Raw genomic sequence first — 19,761 nt, 5'->3', positions numbered from 1 at the left:
GTCGGGGTGTTCCGTGAGACGCGCGGCGGTCGCGGTCCGGTTCCGGCAGACTGCCGGGAAGGACATCACGATTCGGTTGTGAGGGAGTCACGGTGCGATTGACCAAGTTCGGCCATTCCTGCGTACGCGTCGAGCATGATGGTGCGGTGCTGGTCATCGACCCCGGTGCCTTCACCGAGCGGGCCGCGCTCGACGGTGTGGACGCGGTGCTGGTGACCCACGAGCACGCCGACCACCTGGACGTGGACGCCCTCGCCGACGCGCTCGGCAAGCGCCCGGCCGTCACGGTGCACACCCACCCGGCGGTGGTGTCCAAACTGGACGCCCTGGCCGGGGTGGTGACGGCGGTGGAGTCCGGCGACGAGTTCACCGCCGCCGGCATCGACGTCCGGGCCTACGGCGGTTGGCACGCGGAAATCCATCCGGACATTCCCCGGGTGCCCAATCTCGGGTTCCTCCTCAACGACGAGATCTACCACCCGGGCGACTCGTTCGACGTGCCGGCGGGCGTTCAGGTCGACACCCTCTTCGTGCCGGTCTCGGCGCCCTGGCTGCGGCTGGCCGAGTCCGTCGACTTCGTCCGCGCGGTCGCCCCCCGGCGCGCCTTCGCCCTGCACGACGGCCTGCTCAACGACGCCGGCCACAGCGTCACCGACGGCCTGATGAGCCGCCTCGCCGGCTGCGACTACGCCCGCCTGGAATCCGGCTCGCAGGTCAACTGAACCTCGATGGTGGAGAAGATGGCAGCGGTCTCCCGGGAACTCGTCGACCGGCTCTACACCGCGCCCCCGGACGGGTTCGTCGCCGCCCGCGCCGAGGCGGTGGCCGCCGCCCGCGCCGCCGGTGACACCGCCGCCGCCCGCGAGATCGGCCGGCTCCGCAAGCCCACCGTGGCCGCCTGGCTGGTGAACCTGCTGGCGCTGCGCCGGCCGCAACTCGTCGCCGACCTGGTCGACCTCTCGGCCGCGCTGCGGTCGGCGCAGCGGGAACTGGCCGGACCCCGGCTCCGCGAGCTGTCCGGGCAGCGCCGGGGGGCGGTGAACGCGCTGGTCGCCGAAGTGCGCGCCCTCGCCCGGGAGGCCGATCCGGCGCTGTCGGCCGGGAAGCTCCCGCTGGCCGAGGTGGAGGCGACCCTGAACGCGGCGCTGTCGGACGAGACCGTCGCCGAGCAGGTACGGACCGGGCGGCTGCTCCGGGCGACCAGCTACGCCGGCTTCGGCGAGGTGCCCAGACCGCAGCTCCGGCTGGTCACCGGCGGCGCGGGCGAACTCGACGAGGCCGCCGTCCGGCCGGCCGGGTCCGGCCGCGACCCGGGTGTACCGGGCCGGCCCCGGCCGGCCGGATCGCCGCCGGCCGAACGCGCCGACTCGGCGGCGGCACTGCGGGTGCGGCGGCGCGCGCTGCGGCGCGAACTCGACGGCGCCCGCGACCGACAGGCGCAGGCCGAGGCGGAGCTGACCGAGTCGGTGGCGGCCGAACGCGACGGCGCCGACGCCTTGGCCGGCATTGAGGCGGAACTGGCCGCCCTGGAACGCGCCCGGGCCGCCGCCGAGGCCGAGTTGAGCCGGCGGCGGTTGGCCCGTAAGGCCGCCGAACGGTCCGTGGTGGCCGCCCGCCGACACGTCGGCGAGGCACAGGCCGCCGCCGAGGCCCTCCCGGACGACGACCAGACGCCCTGACCGGGCTGGTCGGGACGGCCGGGACGGACAGCGGGTGAGGGATTGGCCGCTTCGGGGTGTCCGGGGGGCGGTTCGAACGGGCAGACTTTCTCATGAAGTCGGAAAGCGCCCAACCGACCCGGCGGGCGCCAGCTGCGGAGAGGGCGGCGTCGTTGACCCCTGAACAGGCCGCCAGCGCCGCGAAGCCCTGGGTGCTGGAGCTCGGCGGCGCGTTCATCGAGTGCCCGCACACGCTGCGCCGAGCCCGGTTGATGGGGCTGTCCGGGTGGGCCTTCCACATCGCCGGCCGGGCCGGTGCCCTCGGCGACGTGCGGACCGAGACCGTCGCCGCGACGATGGGCTTCATCGCGCCGGAGGCGGTCGCCGACGGCTGGGAGGCCGCCCGGCGGGTGGCGATGCCCGGCGAGGTGGCCGTGATCAGCCTCACCGAGTGCTGCCGGTGGGGAGCCGAACACCTGGCCCACTCGCCGGGCGTACGCCGGCTCGCCGAGCTGACCGAGCGGGTGGTCGCAGCCGCCGACCCCACCGGCATGCCGCTCTTCGCCGCCTGGCGGGCGATGCCGATTCCGGACGACGCGCCCGGGGCCCGGCTGGCGGTCCTGCTGCACCTGCTCCGCGAACACTTCGCCGCGGCCCACCTGCTCGCCGTGCGGGCCAGCGGGATGAGCCCGCTGGAGGCCATCATCGCCGGGCCGGAGGGCGAACCGGGCGCGGTGGCCTACGGCTGGCAACCGCCGTACCCGCCGGTCGGTCCGCTGCTGCGCCGGTGGCACTGGGCGGAGGCGGTTACCGACGGGATCGCCGGCCGGGCCTTCGCCGTACTCGATCCGGACGAGCGGATGGAGCTGGCCCAGCTGCTGGTCAAGGCCGCCGAGGCCGACCGGGTGGTGCCGGTCGGGGACTGAGCGCGATATTGGGAGGCGGCCCGGCGCGCGCCGGGGTTCAATGCACGGCGTGGAGCTTCCCGCTGGCTGGACCGCGCGCCGGCCGAGACCGACCGACATCCCCCAGATCCTGGCCGTGGTGCACGCCAGCGACATCGCGGCCGTGGGCGAGCCGGACTTCAGCATCGAGGAGGTACGGGAGGTCCTCGCCGCACCGAACTTCGACCCGGACCGCGACTCGTGGTTGGCGGTGGACCCGGCCGGTGAGGTGGTCGGCTGGGCCTATCTGGACAAACCCGGCCGGGGCGACCAGGAGTTCGTCGAGGTGTACGCGCATCCGGAGCGCGGCCACCCGGCGCTGGCCCCGCTGCTGGCCGGACAGCTCGCCCGGGTGGCCGAGCGGGCCGCCCAGGCCGGGCTCGACCGGCTGACCGTGCGGGCCGGGGCGGTCCCGACCGAGCAGCGGTGGATCGACACCCTGCGGGCGGCGGGGTTCGCCTTCGTCAAGCGGTACGCCCGGATGCGCCGGTCGCTGGCCGGGGTGTCGGCCGAGCCGCCGGCACCCCCGGCCGGGGTGCGGATCCGGCCGGTCCGGCCGGCCGACGAGGAGGATCTGCGGACCTTCCACCGGGTCTACGACACGGCGTTCCGGGACACCCCGGACTATCCGCCGCGAAGCTACCCGCGGTGGCGGGCGGAGATCGCGGCCCTGCCGAGCGTGCCCTGGGACGAGTGGTACGTGGCCGAGGTGGACGGTGAGCCAGCCGGAGTGCTGCAGTCCTCGGACCAGTCGCTGGACGCCAACGAGGGTTGGGTCCGCAACCTCGCGGTCCTGGCCGGGCACCGGCGGCGCGGGGTGGGCGCGGCGCTGCTCCGGCACGCGTTCGCCGGCTATGCCGCGCGGGGACGCGCCTACGCCGGGCTCGGCGTGGATCTGAGCAATCCGACCGAGGCGGTCCACCTGTACCGGGCCGTCGGGATGACCCCGCAGTACGAGGCGGACATCTTCGAGCGGTCGGTCCAGGCCGCCCACTGACGCGGGCCGACGACGGCGGGACCGGTCCGCCGTCGTCGCGCAGGGGTCAGGCGGAGGCGGTCCGGGTCGGCCGGGACCGCAGCTCGGCGACGTAGTCGTCCGGTGCGCCGGCCTTCTCGGCCGCGTTGGCGATCTCGGAGAGGTACCACGCGGTGGGCAGCCCGCCCTCGTACCCGGTGAAGACGAAGACCCAGGCGGTGACCTCACCGTCCAGGGTGACCACCCGGACGTGGAGCTTGCGGTAGGTGCCCGCGACCACCCCCTCGACCTCGTCGAGTTGCGCGGCGTCCCACGGGTGCACGTCGTAGAGTGCGACGAAGACCCGGTCGCCCGGCGACTCGACGATTGTGGTGACCGCCCCCTCCCAGCCGATGACTTCCTCACCGGCGAAGGTGAGCCGCCAGCCTTCCAGCCAGCCGGTGCCCACCATCGGTGAATGCGGACAGTAGGCACGCATCCGGGCGGGATCGAGGTTTGAGCCGTACGCGGCGTAATGACGCACGGCGATGACGATAGCCCGACACGGGGGTGGGGGAGAATACGACGGTGCGTGTCGGACAGCTGAGAAGAAGAAAGTCACTGTGAGCATCGAGGAGGGGCGAGAACTGTGAGCCGGATCGTGATCATCGGCGGCGGGCCGGCCGGCTACGAGGCGGCCCTGGTGGCCGCCCAGTTGGACGCCGAGGTGACCGTCGTGGAGGCCGAGGGCGCCGGCGGCGCCTGCGTGCTCCAGGACTGTGTGCCCTCGAAGACCTTCATCGCCAGTTCGGAGGTGATGACCGGATGCCGGGACACCGAGGAGTTCGGGGTGCGCTCGGCCGGGCTGACGTCGGTGAGCGTCGACGCGGCGGCGGTGCACGGCCGGGTCAAGCGGCTCGCGCTGGCCCAGTCCGCCGACATCCACGCCAAGTTGATCAAAGCGGGGGTGACCTTCGTGCCGGGGCGGGCCCGGCTCGGGGACGACACGCTCGGTCATACCCATCGCGTCGTCATCACCCCGACCGATGGTCACTCTGAGTACTCGATCGACGCGTCCACGGTCCTCTTCGCCACCGGCGCGACCCCCCGGGTGCTGCCGACGGCCGTCCCGGACGGGGAGCGGATCCTGGACTGGCGCCAGGTCTACGACCTGCCCGAACTGCCCGAGCACCTGATCGTGATCGGTTCCGGGGTGACCGGCGCCGAGTTCGCCAGCGCGTACCTGGCGATGGGGGTGCAGGTGACGCTGGTCTCCAGCCGGGACCGGGTGATGCCGCACGAGGACGTCGACGCGGCGACCGCGATCGAGCGGGTGTTCCGCACCCGCGGCATGAGCATCCTGAACAACTCCCGGGCCAACTCGGTCCGGCGGACCGCCGACGGGGTCGAGGTCGAGCTCGCCGACGGGCGGGTCGTCACCGGCACCCATGCGCTGATGGCGGTCGGCTCGGTGCCCAACACCGAAGGGCTGGGCCTGACCGAGTACGGCGTCGAGGTGGCCCCGGGTGGCTACCTCACCGTGGACCGGGTCTCCCGCACCAACGTGCCGGGCATCTACGCGGCCGGTGACTGCACCGGCGTGCTGCCGCTGGCCAGCGTCGCCGCGATGCAGGGCCGGATCGCGATGTGGCACGCCCTCGGCGAGGCCGTCCAGCCGCTGCGGCTGCGCACCGTCGCGGCGAACGTCTTCACCGATCCGGAGCTGGCCACCGTCGGGGTGTCCCAGGACGAGGCGGATTCGGGCCGGACGCCGGCCCGGCCGATCATGCTGCCGCTGGCCGGCAACGCGCGGGCCAAGATGGCCGATCTGCACGACGGCTTCGTGAAGCTGTTCTGCCGGCCGGCGACCGGCCAGATCGTCGGCGGCGTGGTGGTGGCGCCGAACGCCAGCGAGCTGATCCTGCCGATCACCATGGCGGTGGAGAACAACCTCACGGTCAACCACCTCGCCCAGACCATCACCATCTATCCGTCGCTGTCCGGTTCGATCACCGAGGCCGCCCGGCAACTGATGCTCCACGAACTTCAGTGAGTTTCCCCACCCGCCGCATATATCGACGACAATCACTGGAATGCATCCGGTCGCGGTCGGCCGCGCCCCGTCCGCCGCGCCGGCTGACCGCGCTCCAGTCAGGAGGAACCCGTCGTCGTGACCAGACCCCGCCCGACCCCCCGGATCCGCCCGAACCCCCATCGCCATCCGGACCCTCGTTCCTGGTGGCGGCACCGGTTGGCCGCCGTCGCCGCGATCGCCGTCACCGCCGCGGTGGTGGTCGCGGCCCCCGGCTCGGCGGCCGCCGCCGAGCCGCCCGCGCCGCTGCTGTCGGCCAGTGGCACCGCGATCCCCGGCAGCTATCTCGTCGTACTCGAAGGCACGCCGGACCGGGCGCGGACCCGGACGGCCGCCACCCGCGCGGCGAGGATCGGCGCGCAGGTCACCCACCGGTACGGCCACGCGCTCAACGGCTACGCCGCCACCCTGACCCCCGACCAGGTCGAGACGCTGCGTAACGACCCCGCGGTGGCCTACCTCGTCCCGGACCAGCGGGTCGGCCTGGCGGCCAGCCAGTACCCGGTGACCTGGGGCCTGGACCGGATCGACCAGCGGAACCTGCCGCTGGACAACAGCTACCACTACGACCAGACCGGCGCCGAGGTCACCGTCTACGTCATCGACAGCGGCATCCGCGCCGGCCATCGGGACTTCGGCGGCCGGGTCGCCGCCGGGTACGACGCGACCGGCGGACGCGACACCACCGACTGCATCGGTCACGGCACCCACGTCGCCGGCACGATCGGGTCGGCCACCTACGGCGTGGCAAAAGAGGTGAAACTGGTGCCGGTACGGGTCTTCGGCTGCTCCTCGTTCACCACCATGGGCAGCGTGGTGGCCGGCGTGGACTGGGTCACCGCCAACGCCGCCGGCCCGGCGGTGGCGAACATGAGCCTCGGCGGGGTGGCCGACCCGGTCCTGGACGCGGCGATCTCCAAGTCCATCGCCACCGGCGTCAGCTACGTGGTGGCGGCGGGGAACTACGGCACCGACGCGTGCCGCTTCTCGCCGGCCCGGCTGCCGGCCGCCGTCACCGTCGCCGCCGTCGACCGCGCGGACTCCCGGGCCTACTTCTCGAACCGGGGCGGCTGCGTGGACCTGTTCGCGCCGGGCGTCGACATCACCTCGCTCAGCAACGGCTCCGACACCGGCACTCTGGTCGCGAGCGGCACCTCGATGGCCGCCCCGCACGTGGCCGGGGTGGCCGCCCTGCACCTGGCGGCCCACCCCACCGACACCCCCGACCAGGTCACGGCCGCGCTGCTCGGCAACGCCACTCCGGACCTGGTGACCGACCCGCAGGGTGCACCGAACCTGCTGCTGTACGCGAACCAGCGGGCAGCCGCTGATTGATCCGGAGGCAGGGTCCCGGCCGGAGCTGACTGCTCGTCATGCCGCCGGCCGGGGCTCCGCCGAGCGGCGGGATCGTCGCCCCGGCACGGTCTGTGACCGGCGCCACATCGACTTCCCGCGGGTGTTCCGCCCCCGGCGGACGGGGTACGACCCCGTCGCATGATCGCACTCACCGAGCTCCCACCCGCCACCCCGCGGACGGTCCGTGACCAGGTGGGTGCGCTCCGATGACGGCCGGCACCTGGCCGCTGCTGCCGAGCCTGCTGGCCCTTCTCGTGGCGCTCGTCGCGATCGTCTTCGCCGGCAGGGCCCTGGCCGGCACGGCCGACGAACTCGCCGACCGGACCGGCATGGGCGAGGCGGTTGCCGGCGCGCTGCTGCTCGGCGCGGTGACGTCGCTGCCGGGCATCGGCACCACGATCGTCGGCGGTCTCCAGGGTGACGCCGAGTTCGCGTTGGCCAACCCGATCGGCGGGATCGCCGTCCAGACGGTGTGGCTGGCGATCGCGGACCTGCTCTACCGGCGGTCGAACATCGAGCACGCGGCCGCGTCGCTGGAGAACGTCATGCAGGCGCTGGTGCTGGTGGCGCTGCTCTGCCTGCCGGTCGTCGCGTACGCGACGCCGACCCTGCGGATCCTCTGGGTGCACCCGGCGAGCCTGCTGATCCCGGTCATCTACCTCTACGGTCTCTTCCTGCTACGTCGGTTGCGGCAGGAACCGATGTGGCTGGCCCGGCAGACCGAGGACACCCGGGAGGACGTCCCCGCCGACGACTCGCCGAGCGGGGCCAGCACCACCCGGCTGTGGCTGCGGCTGGCGGCGCTCGCCGCGGTGGTCGCCGGCACCGGCTACCTGATCGGCCAGGGCGGCCTGGGACTCGTCGCGGCGACCGGCCTGCCGAGTGGATTCGTCGGATTCACCGTGACCACCGCGATCACCTCGCTGCCGGAGCTGGTCACCCTGATCGCGGCGGTCCGGATCGGCGCGCTGACCCTGGGGATCGGCAACATCCTCGGCGGAAACGCGTTCGACTCTCTGATGATCTTCCTGGCGGACGCCGCGTACCGCCCCGGGTCGATCTACTCCGACGCGGCGTCGGCGGGACTGTTGCTCACCGGCTCCACCACGCTGCTGACGGCGACGCTGGCGGCCGGTCTGATCCTGCGGGAACGTCGTGGCATCGGCTTCGAAGGGGTGGCCATCCCGCTGATCTACCTCGGCACCGTCGCGCTACTGCTGATCCGGGGAGTTTGATCGGTGCCGACCCGTGGACCGCGTACCGTTGTCGGCGGCGCGAGCCGTGAACCGTAGGGTCCCCCGTTCCCGGCGGTGCCGGTTCGCCGCCGGACCGCCGGGAGGTCCCGTCCCGGCGGTCCACCACCTCGCCCGCCCGGCAGATCCTTCGATGTCGATGCGAAGCCGCGGTGGCCTGCGGGATCGGCGGGGGACAGGTGATCAACAGGTGGTTGTCCGTTACCCGCCGGCAACGGAATCGGCGTAACGTCAGGCCATGGCGGACTTGTTCGAGGACTACCGCCTCGGCCCCGGGTGGGACGAGATGTTCGGCGAGGCCGGCATGCCGCGGGAGACGTACGAAGCGCTCTACGCGACGCTGCAGCCGCTCTCCAGCGCCGAGCTGGGCATCCGGGCCGAGGTGCTGGCCAGCGCCTTCCTCGACCAGGGCATCACCTTCGCGCTCAAGGGCGTCGAGCGGCCGTTCCCGCTCGACATCGTGCCGCGCATCATCGCCGCCGACCAGTGGCGCACCGTGGAGGCCGGGGTCGCCCAGCGGGTCCGCACCCTGGAGGCGTTCCTGGCCGACATCTACGGCGCCGGCCAGGTCCTCGCCGACGGGGTGGTGCCCCGCCGGCTCGTGGTCACCAGCGCGCACTTCCACCGCGCGGCCGCCGGCATCAACCCCCACAACGGGGTACGCGTGCACGTCGCCGGGGTCGATCTGGTCCGCGACGAGCAGGGCGCCTTCCGGGTGCTGGAGGACAACGTCCGGGTGCCGTCCGGGGTCAGCTACGTGATGGAGAACCGGCGCGCGATGGCGCACGTGCTGCCCGAGGTCTTCGCCGCCACCCGGATCCAGCCCGTCGAGTCGTACCCGGCGCAGTTGCTGCGGGCGCTGCGGGCCGCGGCGCCGGTCGGGGTCGCGGACCCCACGGTGGTGGTGTTGACCCCCGGCGTGCACAACTCGGCCTACTTCGAGCACGCCCTGCTGGCCCGGGAGATGGGCGTCGAGCTGGTCGAGGGTCGGGACCTGGTCTGCGTGGGTAACGAGGTCGCCATGCGGACCACGGGCGGCGAGCAGCGGGTGGACGTGATCTACCGGCGCATCGACGACGACTTCCTCGACCCGGTGCACTTCCGGGCCGACTCGGTGATCGGGGTGGCCGGCCTGCTCAACGCCGCCCGCGCCGGCCGGGTCACCATCGCCAACGCGGTCGGCAACGGGGTCGCCGACGACAAGCTGCTCTACACCTACGTGCCGGAGCTGGTCCGCTACTACCTGAACGAGGAGCCGATCCTGCCGAACGTCGAGACCTACCGGCTGGAGGACCCGGACGCCCTGGAATACGCGCTGGCGCACTGCCACGAGCTGGTGCTCAAGCCGGTGGACGGCTCCGGCGGCGCCGGCATCGTGATCGGCTCCCAGGCCGGCGAGGAGGAGCTGGACCGGCTCCGGGAGCGGGTCCGGGCCGACCCGCGCGGCTGGATCGCGCAGCGCGAGGTGGCGCTGTCGATGGTGCCGACGCTGGTCGGCAACCGGCTGCGGGCCCGGCACGTGGACCTGCGGCCGTTCGCGGTCAACGACGGCGAACGGGTCACCGTGCTGCCCGGCGGCCTGACCCGGGTGGCGCTGCCGGAGGGCGCCCTGGTGGTCAACTCCAGCCAGGGGGGCGGCTCGAAGGACACCTGGATCCTGGCCGCCGCGCCGGCCCCGGCCGAGCCGATCGACCTGGCGCCGGTGGGCGAGCGCGCCGACGACCTGGCCGACCTGGCCATCGGCCCCGACCCGGACCAGCGGGGCGCCGTCCCGGTGCCCGCCCCGCGCAGCCCCGATCCCGGGCCGGGTGCCGGCACCGAGACCGCCCAGCAGCAGCAACAGCAGCAGGCCGCCCGGCTGGGGGAGGGGCGCGGATGCTGAGCCGGATCGCCGAGTCGCTCTACTGGATCGGCCGGTACGTCGAGCGGGCCGAGGACACCGCCCGCATCCTCGACGTGCACCTGCACCGGATGCTCGCCGACCCGTGGGTGGACGAGGAGACCGCCTGCCGGTCGCTGCTCGCCGTGATGGGGGTGCCGCCGCCGGAGCGGCCCGTCTCGGCGGCCCGGGTGGTCGGGCTGCTCGCCCTCGACGAGGCCAACCCCAGCTCGGTGGTCGGTTCGCTGCGGGCCGCCCGGGAGAACGCCCGGGGCGCCCGGGAGACCGTTTCCGCGGAGATGTGGGAGTGCCTGAACTCCACCTGGCACGGCCTGCCACACGCCCGGCGCCGGGTCGAACAGCAGGGCGTACACGCGTTCTTCCGGTGGGTGCGGGAGCGCTGCGCGGTGCTGGCCGGGCTCGCCGACGCCACCATGAGCCGGGACGAGGGCTGGCTCTTCCTGGTGCTGGGCCGCAGCGTGGAGCGGGTCGACATGACCGCCCGGCTGCTCTCCACCCACGTGCGCGCCGGCGGCAGCATCCCGTCCTGGCTGACCCTGCTGCGCTCCTGCGGCGCCTGGGAGACCTTCCTGCGCACCTACCGGGGGTCGCTGGACGACCGGCACGCGGCCGAGTTCCTGCTGCTGGACCGGCTCTTCCCGCGGTCGGTGTTCGCGGCGCTGTCCCGGGCCGAGAGCTGCCTGGCCGAGCTGGAGCCGCCCACCGGCCCGGCCCAGTCCGGTGGCCGGGCCGGGGTGGCCACCGACGCCCAGCGGATCGTCGGCCGGGCCCGGACCAGTCTGGAGTTCCGGGGCGCCGACGAACTCCTCGACGACCTCGGCGCGGTGCTGACCAGCCTGGAGCGGACCTGCTCCCAGGTGAACGACGCGGTGTCGCGCCGCTACTTTCGGCAGACCAAGGCGGTCGCCTGGCTTCCGGAGGCGGTCGCGTGAGCGTGTCGAGTTGGCGGTTGAAGATCAAACACCAGACCGGCTTCACGTACGGGGGCAAGGTCGCCTCCTCGTACAACGAGGCCCGGATGTCGCCCCGCAACGAGGCCCGCCAGGCGGTGCTGGAGGCCCGGGTGGAGGTGTGGCCGCCGGCCCGCACCTACCGGTACGAGGACTACTGGGGCACCGTGGTCACCGCTTTCGACCTGCACAGCCCGCACGAGGAGCTGCAGGTGACGGCGGCCGCTACGGTGGAGACGCTGCCGGCCGGCGATCTGCTCGGCCCGTCGGAGGGGGCGGGCTGGTCAGATCTTGCCGTGCCGGACAACGTCGACCGCTGGCACGAACTGCTGCTGCCCACCTCCCGGACCGCCCTGGACGACGAGCTGACCGAGCTGGCCGGGCAGCTGAAGGGCGGCCACCCGACCCCGCACGCGGCCGCGATGGCGACCTGCCAGCGGGTCCGCGAGGAGGTGACCTACGCGTCGGGCTCCACCGGCGTGCAGACCGACGCGGTGCACGCCTGGCGCCAGCGCAAGGGGGTCTGCCAGGACATCAGCCACCTGGTGGTGGGGCTGCTGCGGACGATGGGCATCCCGGCCCGGTACGTCTCCGGTTACCTGCATCCGCGGCCGTCGGCCGAGATCGGCGAGAGCATCGTCGGGCAGAGCCACGCCTGGGTGGAGTGGTGGGTCGGCCGCTGGACCGCGTTCGACCCGACGAACGGGGTCCCGGTCGGCGAGCGGCACGTGGTGGTCGGCCGGGGAAGGGAGTACGGCGACGTCCCGCCGCTGAAGGGGGTCTATGCCGGCCCGAAGAACACCGGCCAGGGCGTCGAGGTGGCCATCACCAGGCTGCGCTGAGCGGGGGCGGGGCTCACCAGCTCGTCGGCAGTGGCCGGCCCTCGGTGTAGCCGGCCGGGGTCTGCACCCCGACCACGGCCCGCTCCTGGAACTGCCGCAGGTCGGCCGCCCCGGCGTAGGTGCAGGCGCTGCGTACCCCGGCGACGATCTCGTCGAGCAGGTCCTCCACCCCGGGCCGGTCCGGGTCCAGGTACATCCGGGCCGACGAGATGCCCTCCTCGAAGACCGCCTTGCGGGCCCGGTCGAACGGGCTGTCCTCGGCGGTGCGGGCGCTCACCGCCCGGGACGACGCCATCCCGAAGCTCTCCTTGTAGCGGCGCCCGTCGGCGTCGGTGTAGAGGTCGCCGGGCGACTCGTAGGTGCCGGCGAACCACGAGCCGATCATGACGTTCGCGGCGCCGGCGGCGAGCGCGAGCGCGATGTCGCGCGGGTGCCGGACCCCGCCGTCGGCCCAGATCCGTCCGCCGGCCCGGGTGGCGGCGCGGGCGCAGTCCAGGACGGCGGAGAACTGCGGCCGGCCCACCCCGGTCATCATCCGGGTGGTGCACATCGCGCCGGGTCCGACGCCGACCTTGACGATGTCCGCGCCGGCCGTGATCAGATCGTGTACGCCCTCGGCGGTGACCACGTTGCCGGCGGCGACCGGCACCGGCGGGTCCAGCGCCCGGACCGCCCGCAACGCGTTGATCATCCGTTCCTGGTGGCCGTGCGCGGTGTCCACCACCAGGGTGTCGACGCCGGCCTCCAGCAGGGCGGACGCCTTCGCGGCCACGTCGCCGTTGATGCCGATGGCGGCGGCCACCCGCAGCCGCCCCTTGTCGTCCACCGCCGGCCGGTAGAGGGTGGCCCGCAACGCCGCCTGCCGGGTGAGTACGCCCACCAGCCGCCCCTCGACGTCCACCGCCGGCGCCATCCGCCGCCGGCCGTGCGCCAGCAGGTCGAAGCCGGTCCGCGGGTCGGCCTCGGCGGGCACCGTCTGCGGTTCGGTGGACATCACGTGCCGGAGCTGGGTGAACCGGTCGACCCGCTGGCAGTCCGCCTCGGTGACCACCCCGAGCGGGCGGCCGTCCGGATCGACCACCACCAGCGCGCCGTGCGAGCGCTTCGGCAGCAGGTTGATGGCGTCGCCGACGGTATCGGTCGGGCCGAGCGTGATGGCGGTGTCGTGCACCAGGTGCCGCCGCTTCACCCAGCCGACCACCTCGGCGACCACGTCGATCGGAATGTCCTGGGGAAGCACCGTCAGGGCACCCCGCCGGGCGACGGTCTCGGCCATCCGGCGGCCGGCCACCGCGGTCATGTTGGCGACCACGATCGGGATCGTGGTGCCGGTGCCGTCGCTGGTGGTCAGGTCGACGTCGAGCCGGGAGGTGACCGCGGAGCGGCTCGGCGTCAGGAAGACGTCGCTGTAGGTCAGGTCGTGCGCGGGGGCCGCGCCTGTCAGAAACCGCACCGGGCCATCATGCCCGCTGGTAGATCGTCCGGCAGGGCTCTCAACTGATCGTGCAGATGGCGGAACCGGCGGTGATCACGGCGCCGACCTCGGCGGCCAGCCCGGTCACCGTGCCGGCCTTGTGGGCGTGCAGCGGCTGCTCCATCTTCATCGCCTCCAGCACCACCACCAGGTCACCCTCGGCCACCTGGTCACCGTCGGCGACCGCGATCTTGACGATGGTGCCCTGCATCGGGGAGGCGAGCGTGTCGCCGCCGGCCGCCGCGCCGCCGCCCCGGGCGCCGCCGCTGCGCCGCCCCGGTCGGCGGGCGGTCTGGCCGGCCCCGGGGGAGGCGGTGTGCGTACCCGCGAGGAAGCCGGCGGGGAGGCTGACCTCCAGCCGCTTGCCGTCCACCTCGACCACGACGGACTCGCGCCCGGCCGGCGCGTCAGCGCCGGCGGCCGCTGCGGTGAACGGCGGCACGGTGTTGTCGAACTCGGTTTCGATCCAGCGGGTGTGCACGGTGAACGGCTCGGCGGTGAAGGCCGGGTCGTCGACCACCAGCCGGTGGAAGGGGAGCGCGGTGGCCATCCCGTCGACCACCATCTCGGCCAGCGCGCGGCGGGCCCGCTGCAACGCCTCGGTCCGGGTCTCGCCGGTGACGATCACCTTGGCCAGCAGGGAGTCGAAGTTGCCGCCGATCACGTCGCCGGCCGAGATGCCGGTGTCGACCCGTACCCCGGGGCCGGTGGGCAGCCGCAGCGCGGTGATGGTGCCGGGGGCGGGCAGGAAGCCGCGGCCGGGGTCCTCGCCGTTGATCCGGAACTCGATGGCGTGGCCGCGCGGTGTCGGGTCGGCGGTCAGCCGCAGCTTCTCCCCGTCGGCGATCCGGAACTGCTCGCGGACCAGGTCGATGCCGGCGGTCTCCTCGGTGACCGGGTGCTCGACCTGCAACCGGGTGTTGACCTCCAGAAAGGAGATGGTCCCGTCGGCGCCGACCAGGTATTCCACCGTGCCGGCGCCGTGGTAGCCGGCCTCCCGGCAGATCGCCTTGGCGCTGTCGTGGAGCTTGGCGCGCTGCGCGTCGGTGAGGAACGGCGCGGGCGCCTCCTCGACGAGCTTCTGGTGCCGGCGCTGCAGCGAGCAGTCCCGGGTGCCGACGACGATCACGTTGCCGTGCTGGTCGGCCAGGACCTGAGCCTCGACGTGCCGGGGCCGGTCGAGGTAACGCTCCACGAAGCACTCGCCGCGGCCGAAGGCGGCGACCGCCTCCCGGGTGGCCGACTCGAACTGCGCCGGGATCTCCTCCATCGTGCGGGCCACCTTGAGGCCGCGCCCGCCGCCGCCGAAGGCGGCCTTGATCGCCACCGGCAGGCCGTGGTCGATGGCGAAGGCGAGCACCTCGTCCGGGCCGCCGACCGGGTCTGGGGTGCCGGGCACCAGCGGGGCACCGGCGCGGGCGGCGATGTGCCGGGCGGTCACCTTGTCGCCCAGGTCGCGGATCGCCTGCGGGCTGGGGCCGATCCAGGTCAGGCCCGCGTCGATGACGGCGGCGGCGAAGTCGGCGTTCTCCGAGAGAAACCCATAACCCGGGTGTACGGCGTCAGCGCCGGCCCGGGCGGCCACGTCGATCAGCTTGTCGATCCGCAGGTAGGTGTCGGCGGCCGTGTCGCCACCCAGCGCGTACGCCTCGTCGGCGAGCTGGGCGTGCACGGCGTCCCGGTCGGAGTCGGCGTAGACGGCGACGCTGCCCAGGCCGGCGTCGCGGCAGGCCCGGATGACCCGGACCGCGATCTCGCCCCGGTTGGCGATGAGTACCTTGCGCACGTTGCTCCCTCCCCAACAGGGCGGGCCAAGTCTATCGGCGAGCCCTGGTGACCTGGTCTTTTGCCGGCTGTGGGATGCCGCACTCAGCGTGTCCGGGCCTACTCAAACTTGCTTATAGGCTGGCGAACATGTCGGCGACCCGCATGATGATCCTCGGCCTGGTCAAGTGGATGCAACCGGTGCACGGCTATGACGTGCGGCGGGAGTTGCTGAGCTGGGGTGCCGACCGGTGGGCCAACGTCGCGCCCGGTTCGATCTACCACGCGCTGCGCAAGCTCGCCGACGAGGGCCTGCTGCGGACGGTCTCGACCGAACAGGTGGGGTCCCGGCCGGCGCGGACCAGCTACGAGATCACCCCGACCGGGGTGGACGAGTTCGAGACGCTGCTGCGGCAGGTCTGGTGGGAGCTTCGCCAGCCGGCCGATCCGTTCGCCGCGGCGATCTCGTTCCTGCCGGCGCTGCCGCGTGAGGAGGCCGCCGCCGCGCTGCGCAACCGGTCCCGGCTGCTGCGGGCGCAGGCCGACTCCATGCGCGCGACCGTCGACTCGGAGTGGATGCGGGCCAAGCCGGTGCACGTCACCTGGTTCATCGAGCTGTCGGCGGCCCGCGCCGAGGTCGAGATCGACTGGTGCGAGCGGACCGCCGAGCGGGTCGAGTCGGGAGTGTCGTACCTGCCTGCTGGGATGGCTCCCGGAGACGGCTGGGCGGGTTTTCCGACCGCTGATGCTCAAGATGGCACTAATCAAGTTTGACTAACCCGTCCGGGCGGCGCTAGCCTTCGGCGAGATGCGGGGATGGGCGAGTCACGCCTGGTCCCGGGGGGATCCGTGGTCGGCTGTTTCCCTGTCGACCGAGACTGACCAGGAGCGGCGATGATCGAGACCAAGGGCCTGCGGAAGTCGTTCAGCTCCCGGCAGGGCAAGGAGAAGAAGACCGTCGAGGCGGTACGCGGCGTCGACCTCGTCGTCTCGGCCGGCGAGATCTTCGGCTTCCTCGGTCCGAACGGCGCCGGCAAGACCACCACCCTGCGGATGCTCGCCACCCTCATCGAGCCCGACGACGGGGTGGCCATGGTGGCCGGCGTCGACCTGCGCACCGACCCGGCCGAGGTCCGCCGCCGGATCGGCTACGTGGCCCAGGGCGGCAGCACCTGGGACGAGTCCACCGCCCGCGAGGAGCTGGTGCTGCAGGCCCGGATGTACGGCATGAGCAAGGCCGAGGCGCAACGCCGGGCCACCGCCGCCCTGGCCGCCTTCGAACTCACCGAGTACGCCGACCGCAAGTGCAAGACCTACTCCGGCGGCCAGCGCCGCCGGGTCGACATCGCGCTCGGCATCATCCACGAGCCGAAGATCGTCTTCCTGGACGAGCCGACCACCGGCCTCGACCCGCAGAGCCGCGCCCACATGTGGGACGAGGTCCGGCGGCTGCGCGCCGACGGGATGACCGTCTTCATCACCACCCACTACCTCGACGAGGCCGACGCTCTCTGCGACCGGATCGCGATCATGGACCACGGCGAGGTCGTCGCCGAGGGCACCCCCGCCGAGCTGAAGCGCGAGATCTCCGGCGACGTGGTGCTGGTCGGCATCGACGGCGCCACCGCCGGCGCCGCCCAGGCGCTCGACGCCCAGGCGTACGTCACCAAGCTGGAGACTCCCGAGGATGGCGGGCTGCGACTCTTCGTCGACGACGGCGCCCGCGCCATCCCGCAGATCCTGCGCACCCTCGACACCGCCGGGGTCACCCTCAGCTCGATCGAGCTGCACCGCCCCAGCCTCGACGACGTCTTCCTCACCAAGACCGGCCGCTCGCTGCGCGAGTCCTGAGCCCTTGATCAGGAGAATCCAATGAAACTCGCCCGGGACACCTGGCTGATCTTCCAGCGGCAGCTCCTGCTGCTCTGGCGCAACCCCATCTGGGTCTTCGTCGGCATCTTCCAGCCGGTGATGTACCTGCTGCTCTTCGCGCCCCTGCTCAAGCCCGCCCTAGCCCCGCTGGGCGCCACCACGAACGCCGAGACCTACCGGATCTTCGTGCCCGGCCTGCTGGTGCTGCTGGCCATCTTCGGCGGCCTGTTCCAGGGCTTCGGCCTGATCGCCGAACTGCGGGCCGGCGTCATCGAACGGGCCCGGGTCACCCCGATCAGCCGGCTGGCGCTGCTGCTCGGCCGGGCCCTGCGCGACGTGGTCTCGCTGCTCGTCCAGGCCGTCATCATCACCGGGCTCGGGCTCTTCTTCGGGCTCCGGGTCCAGGTCGGCTACCTGCTGCTGGCGTACCTGCTGCTGGCCCTGATCGCGATGATGACCTCCGCCCTGTCGTACGGGGTCGCGCTGGTGGTCAAGAGCGAGGACGCCCTCGCCCCGGTGATGAACACCGTCGCCCAGCCGGTCCTGCTGCTCTCCGGCATCCTGCTGCCGCTGGCGTTCGCGCCGGTCTGGCTGCGGCGGGTCGCCGACTGGAACCCGTTCGCCTGGACGGTCGACGCCGCCCGGGCACTCTTCGACGGCAACGTCGGAGCGGACGTCGTCTGGCAGGGGCTGCTGATCACCACGGTGCTCGCGGTGGTCTCGGTCATCTGGGCCGGCCGGCTCTTCGCCCGCAGCGTCCGCTGACGCTGTTTGCTCTCGCCGGCTGCCGCCGCTGCCTGCGGTGGCAGCCGGTGGCTCGGCTTCTCGCGGTGGTTCGGCTTCTTGCGGTGCCAGCCGGGCTCAGCGGCGCCGGGCGAGCGTCACGCCGTCGCCGATCGGCAGCAGCACCAGGTCCACCCGCTCGTCGTCGAGGACCCGGTCGTTGAACGCCACCACCGCCCGGTCGTCCTCGCTGACCGGGGCGAGCACCCGGCCGTACCAGAGGGTGTTGTCGACGAGCACCACCCCGCCCGGCCGCAGCCTCGGCACCAACTCGTCCCAGTACAGCGGGTAGCTGGTCTTGTCCGCGTCGATGAACGCCAGATCGAGGTGCGGCTCGGTGGGCAGCTTCCGCAGCTCGTCGAGTGCCTGACCGATCCGCAGGTCGATCCGGTCGGCCACCCCGGCCCGCTGCCAGTAACGGCGGGCGATCGCGGTGTACTCGTCCGAGATGTCCAGACAGATCAGCCGCCCCTCGGGCGCCATCCCCCGGGCGATGGCCAGCGAGGACAGTCCGGTGAAGGTGCCCACCTCCACCGCCTGCCGCACCCCCACCATCTGCGTCACCATGGTCAGGAAAGCCGCCTGTTCCGGGGCGATCTGCATGTTCACCACGTCGGGCAGGACGGCCTCGGTCTCCTCGATCAGCTCCCGCGCGATCTCGTCCGGCGTCGACCCGTGGGCAACGAGGTAATCGTGCAGTTCGTCGGTCAGCGGCAGCAGCGACTTCGTCATACCCCGAACGCTAACCCGACCCCCCCGCTCCCCGGCTCTTGGCTCCCCGACTCCCCGCTCCCCGGCTCTTCGATCCGTGATCGTGGCGCATCGAGCCGTTGCGTGCGGGCTGTTCGTGAGGGCTGGATGCGCCACGATCATCGCCCAGGACGTTGTCGATCCCCCTGAACCGGGTACCGCGGTTCAGCGGCGTCGGAGTCCCGGCTAGGCGTCGGAGTCCCGGCTAGGCCGGCGTTCCGGACCAGAGGTCGGTGATGGTGAACCCCAGCTCGGCGAGGAGCAGCCGCAGCCGGGGCAGGGATACCCCGACCACCGTTCCGTGGTCGCCCTCGATCCGGTCGACGAACGGGCCGCCGATCCCGTCGATGGTGAACGCCCCCGCCACCTGCATCGGCTCGCCGCTGGCGACGTAGGCGGCGACCTCCGCGTCGGTGACCTCGGCGAAGTGCACCACCGTCGTGGTGGCGGCATCGGCCCGCTGCCCGGCGGACACGTCGACGAGGCTGTGCCCGGTGTGCAGGACCCCACTACGCCCACGCATCCGCTGCCAACGCCGGGCGGCATCCGCCGCGCTCGCCGGCTTGCCCAGCACCTCGCCGTCGAACTCAAGCACCGAATCGCACCCGAGCACCAGCGTGCCGGGACCACTCGCCGCCCCGACCCGATCGACAACCGCATCCGCCTTCAGCCGCGCCAGGGTGAGGCACAACTCGTCGGCCCGCTCGACGGTGATCGCCTCTTCGTCCACGCCGCTGACGATGACATCGGGCTGGATACCAGCGGACCGGAGGAGCTTGAGCCGGGCCGGACTCGCCGAGGCCAAAATCAGTTTGGGTCGTTCCGTCGTACGCACGCCGACCCACGCTACCCGCGCCCCCCACCGAGCACGCACTCCCACCTAGCGCACTCCGCCCTAGCGCGGCCCGACGTCGCGCGGTCCGACCTCGCGCGGTCCCGCACTCAGTTCTCCTGCCTCGCGCTCGGTCTTCACGGGCACCGCACCAGGCACCACCTGCGATAACCACTCGCTCGCTTGAGGCGCTTCGTAGTTATCTGGGAGCTACCCAACCCACCACCGGGCGACCAGACCCATAAGTGCCCCATCAACCCTGCCCGCACCCTCGATGCTTCCCAGCAAGGTGTTGAGACGATCTGTGGTCGCCCTAGCGCAATGCCAGGAAGTTAA

At 72.8% G+C, this 19,761-nt stretch carries 18 protein-coding genes; 13 read left to right on the top strand and 5 right to left on the bottom strand.

Annotated features, from left to right (window positions below; all coding sequences use genetic code 11):
* The first annotated feature begins 92 nt into the window (after nucleotides 1–92).
* From O7627_RS29145 to O7627_RS29130, 4 genes are all read left to right on the top strand, one after another.
* Nucleotides 93–722, top strand: coding sequence for an MBL fold metallo-hydrolase (locus O7627_RS29145; protein ID WP_278096657.1), 630 nt, complete (start codon nucleotides 93–95; stop codon nucleotides 720–722).
* An 18-nt stretch (nucleotides 723–740) separates the two neighbouring features.
* Nucleotides 741–1,679, top strand: a complete 939-nt coding sequence (locus O7627_RS29140; protein WP_278096656.1) for a hypothetical protein — start codon at nucleotides 741–743, stop codon at nucleotides 1,677–1,679.
* Between the two features lie 152 nt (nucleotides 1,680–1,831).
* Nucleotides 1,832–2,584, top strand: coding sequence for a hypothetical protein (locus tag O7627_RS29135; RefSeq protein WP_278096655.1), 753 nt, complete (start codon nucleotides 1,832–1,834; stop codon nucleotides 2,582–2,584).
* 49 nt (nucleotides 2,585–2,633) lie between these two features.
* A complete protein-coding gene (locus O7627_RS29130) occupies nucleotides 2,634–3,599 on the top strand; it encodes a GNAT family N-acetyltransferase (RefSeq protein ID WP_278096654.1) in 966 nt (321 codons plus the stop codon).
* A gap of 46 nt (nucleotides 3,600–3,645) precedes the next feature.
* On the opposite strand, the gene O7627_RS29125 is transcribed toward O7627_RS29130, so the two are convergent.
* Nucleotides 3,646–4,101 carry a gamma-glutamylcyclotransferase gene (locus O7627_RS29125; RefSeq protein ID WP_278096653.1) on the bottom strand — a complete coding sequence of 152 codons (456 nt, stop codon included), beginning with the start codon at nucleotides 4,099–4,101 and terminating at the stop codon, nucleotides 3,646–3,648.
* 105 nt (nucleotides 4,102–4,206) lie between these two features.
* Here O7627_RS29125 and O7627_RS29120 point away from each other — a divergent pair, with 105 nt between their 5' ends.
* From O7627_RS29120 to O7627_RS29095, 6 genes are all read left to right on the top strand, one after another.
* Nucleotides 4,207–5,610, top strand: coding sequence for an NAD(P)H-quinone dehydrogenase (locus O7627_RS29120; RefSeq protein ID WP_278096652.1), 1,404 nt, complete (start codon nucleotides 4,207–4,209; stop codon nucleotides 5,608–5,610).
* A gap of 117 nt (nucleotides 5,611–5,727) precedes the next feature.
* Nucleotides 5,728–6,984 (top strand): S8 family peptidase, encoded by a 1,257-nt coding sequence (locus O7627_RS29115; RefSeq protein ID WP_278096651.1) that lies wholly within the window; start codon nucleotides 5,728–5,730, stop codon nucleotides 6,982–6,984.
* Between the two features lie 227 nt (nucleotides 6,985–7,211).
* Complete coding sequence (locus tag O7627_RS29110) at nucleotides 7,212–8,240, top strand: sodium:calcium symporter (RefSeq protein ID WP_278096650.1); 1,029 nt, start codon at nucleotides 7,212–7,214, stop codon at nucleotides 8,238–8,240.
* A gap of 256 nt (nucleotides 8,241–8,496) precedes the next feature.
* A complete protein-coding gene (locus tag O7627_RS29105) occupies nucleotides 8,497–10,140 on the top strand; it encodes a circularly permuted type 2 ATP-grasp protein (RefSeq protein ID WP_278096649.1) in 1,644 nt (547 codons plus the stop codon).
* Nucleotides 10,134–11,090, top strand: a complete 957-nt coding sequence (locus tag O7627_RS29100) for an alpha-E domain-containing protein (protein WP_278096648.1) — start codon at nucleotides 10,134–10,136, stop codon at nucleotides 11,088–11,090. Before O7627_RS29105 ends, O7627_RS29100 begins: the two co-directional genes overlap by 7 nt.
* Nucleotides 11,087–11,950: a transglutaminase family protein gene (locus O7627_RS29095; protein ID WP_278096647.1), complete on the top strand. Its 864-nt coding sequence runs from the start codon at nucleotides 11,087–11,089 to the stop codon at nucleotides 11,948–11,950. Before O7627_RS29100 ends, O7627_RS29095 begins: the two co-directional genes overlap by 4 nt.
* A gap of 13 nt (nucleotides 11,951–11,963) precedes the next feature.
* On the opposite strand, the gene O7627_RS29090 is transcribed toward O7627_RS29095, so the two are convergent.
* Both O7627_RS29090 and O7627_RS29085 read right to left on the bottom strand, forming a co-directional pair.
* On the bottom strand, nucleotides 11,964–13,403 hold the full coding sequence (locus O7627_RS29090; protein WP_278096646.1) for a GuaB1 family IMP dehydrogenase-related protein: 1,440 nt from the start codon (nucleotides 13,401–13,403) through the stop codon (nucleotides 11,964–11,966).
* Nucleotides 13,404–13,443: 40 nt separating this feature from the next.
* Nucleotides 13,444–15,210: a biotin carboxylase N-terminal domain-containing protein gene (locus O7627_RS29085; RefSeq protein WP_278096645.1), complete on the bottom strand. Its 1,767-nt coding sequence runs from the start codon at nucleotides 15,208–15,210 to the stop codon at nucleotides 13,444–13,446.
* A gap of 128 nt (nucleotides 15,211–15,338) precedes the next feature.
* On the opposite strand from O7627_RS29085, the gene O7627_RS29080 reads away from it, so the two are divergent.
* The 3 genes from O7627_RS29080 to O7627_RS29070 all read left to right on the top strand — a co-directional run bounded on the left by O7627_RS29080 (nucleotide 15,339) and on the right by O7627_RS29070 (nucleotide 17,825).
* A complete protein-coding gene (locus O7627_RS29080) occupies nucleotides 15,339–15,962 on the top strand; it encodes a PadR family transcriptional regulator (RefSeq protein WP_278096644.1) in 624 nt (207 codons plus the stop codon).
* A gap of 120 nt (nucleotides 15,963–16,082) precedes the next feature.
* On the top strand, nucleotides 16,083–17,039 hold the full coding sequence (locus O7627_RS29075; protein ID WP_278096643.1) for an ATP-binding cassette domain-containing protein: 957 nt from the start codon (nucleotides 16,083–16,085) through the stop codon (nucleotides 17,037–17,039).
* A 21-nt stretch (nucleotides 17,040–17,060) separates the two neighbouring features.
* Nucleotides 17,061–17,825 carry an ABC transporter permease gene (locus O7627_RS29070; protein WP_278096642.1) on the top strand — a complete coding sequence of 255 codons (765 nt, stop codon included), beginning with the start codon at nucleotides 17,061–17,063 and terminating at the stop codon, nucleotides 17,823–17,825.
* A gap of 96 nt (nucleotides 17,826–17,921) precedes the next feature.
* Here the strand turns inward: O7627_RS29070 and O7627_RS29065 are convergent, their stop codons facing one another.
* Complete coding sequence (locus O7627_RS29065; RefSeq protein ID WP_278096641.1) at nucleotides 17,922–18,575, bottom strand: O-methyltransferase; 654 nt, start codon at nucleotides 18,573–18,575, stop codon at nucleotides 17,922–17,924.
* Nucleotides 18,576–18,798: 223 nt separating this feature from the next.
* Nucleotides 18,799–19,428 (bottom strand): Maf family protein, encoded by a 630-nt coding sequence (locus O7627_RS29060; RefSeq protein ID WP_278096640.1) that lies wholly within the window; start codon nucleotides 19,426–19,428, stop codon nucleotides 18,799–18,801.
* Between the last annotated feature and the right edge of the window lie 333 nt (nucleotides 19,429–19,761).

The organism is Solwaraspora sp. WMMD1047, assembly GCF_029626155.1.
GTDB lineage: Bacteria > Actinomycetota > Actinomycetes > Mycobacteriales > Micromonosporaceae > WMMD1047.
The sequence above is the reverse complement of the archived record's forward strand: the minus strand, read 5'-3'. Positions and strand labels throughout refer to the sequence as shown.

What these genes read in the sequence shown, in the direction of transcription:
- O7627_RS29070 (WP_278096642.1), top strand. Translation starts at nt 17,061, where the DNA reads ATGAAACTCGCCCGGGACACCTGGCTGATCTTCCAGCGGCAGCTCCTG.
- O7627_RS29140 (WP_278096656.1), top strand. Translation starts at nt 741, where the DNA reads ATGGCAGCGGTCTCCCGGGAACTCGTCGACCGGCTCTACACCGCGCCC.
- O7627_RS29105 (WP_278096649.1), top strand. Translation starts at nt 8,497, where the DNA reads ATGGCGGACTTGTTCGAGGACTACCGCCTCGGCCCCGGGTGGGACGAG.
- O7627_RS29080 (WP_278096644.1), top strand. Translation starts at nt 15,339, where the DNA reads ATGTCGGCGACCCGCATGATGATCCTCGGCCTGGTCAAGTGGATGCAA.
- O7627_RS29065 (WP_278096641.1), bottom strand. Translation starts at nt 18,575, where the DNA reads ATGACGAAGTCGCTGCTGCCGCTGACCGACGAACTGCACGATTACCTC.
- O7627_RS29100 (WP_278096648.1), top strand. Translation starts at nt 10,134, where the DNA reads ATGCTGAGCCGGATCGCCGAGTCGCTCTACTGGATCGGCCGGTACGTC.
- O7627_RS29075 (WP_278096643.1), top strand. Translation starts at nt 16,083, where the DNA reads ATGATCGAGACCAAGGGCCTGCGGAAGTCGTTCAGCTCCCGGCAGGGC.
- O7627_RS29110 (WP_278096650.1), top strand. Translation starts at nt 7,212, where the DNA reads ATGACGGCCGGCACCTGGCCGCTGCTGCCGAGCCTGCTGGCCCTTCTC.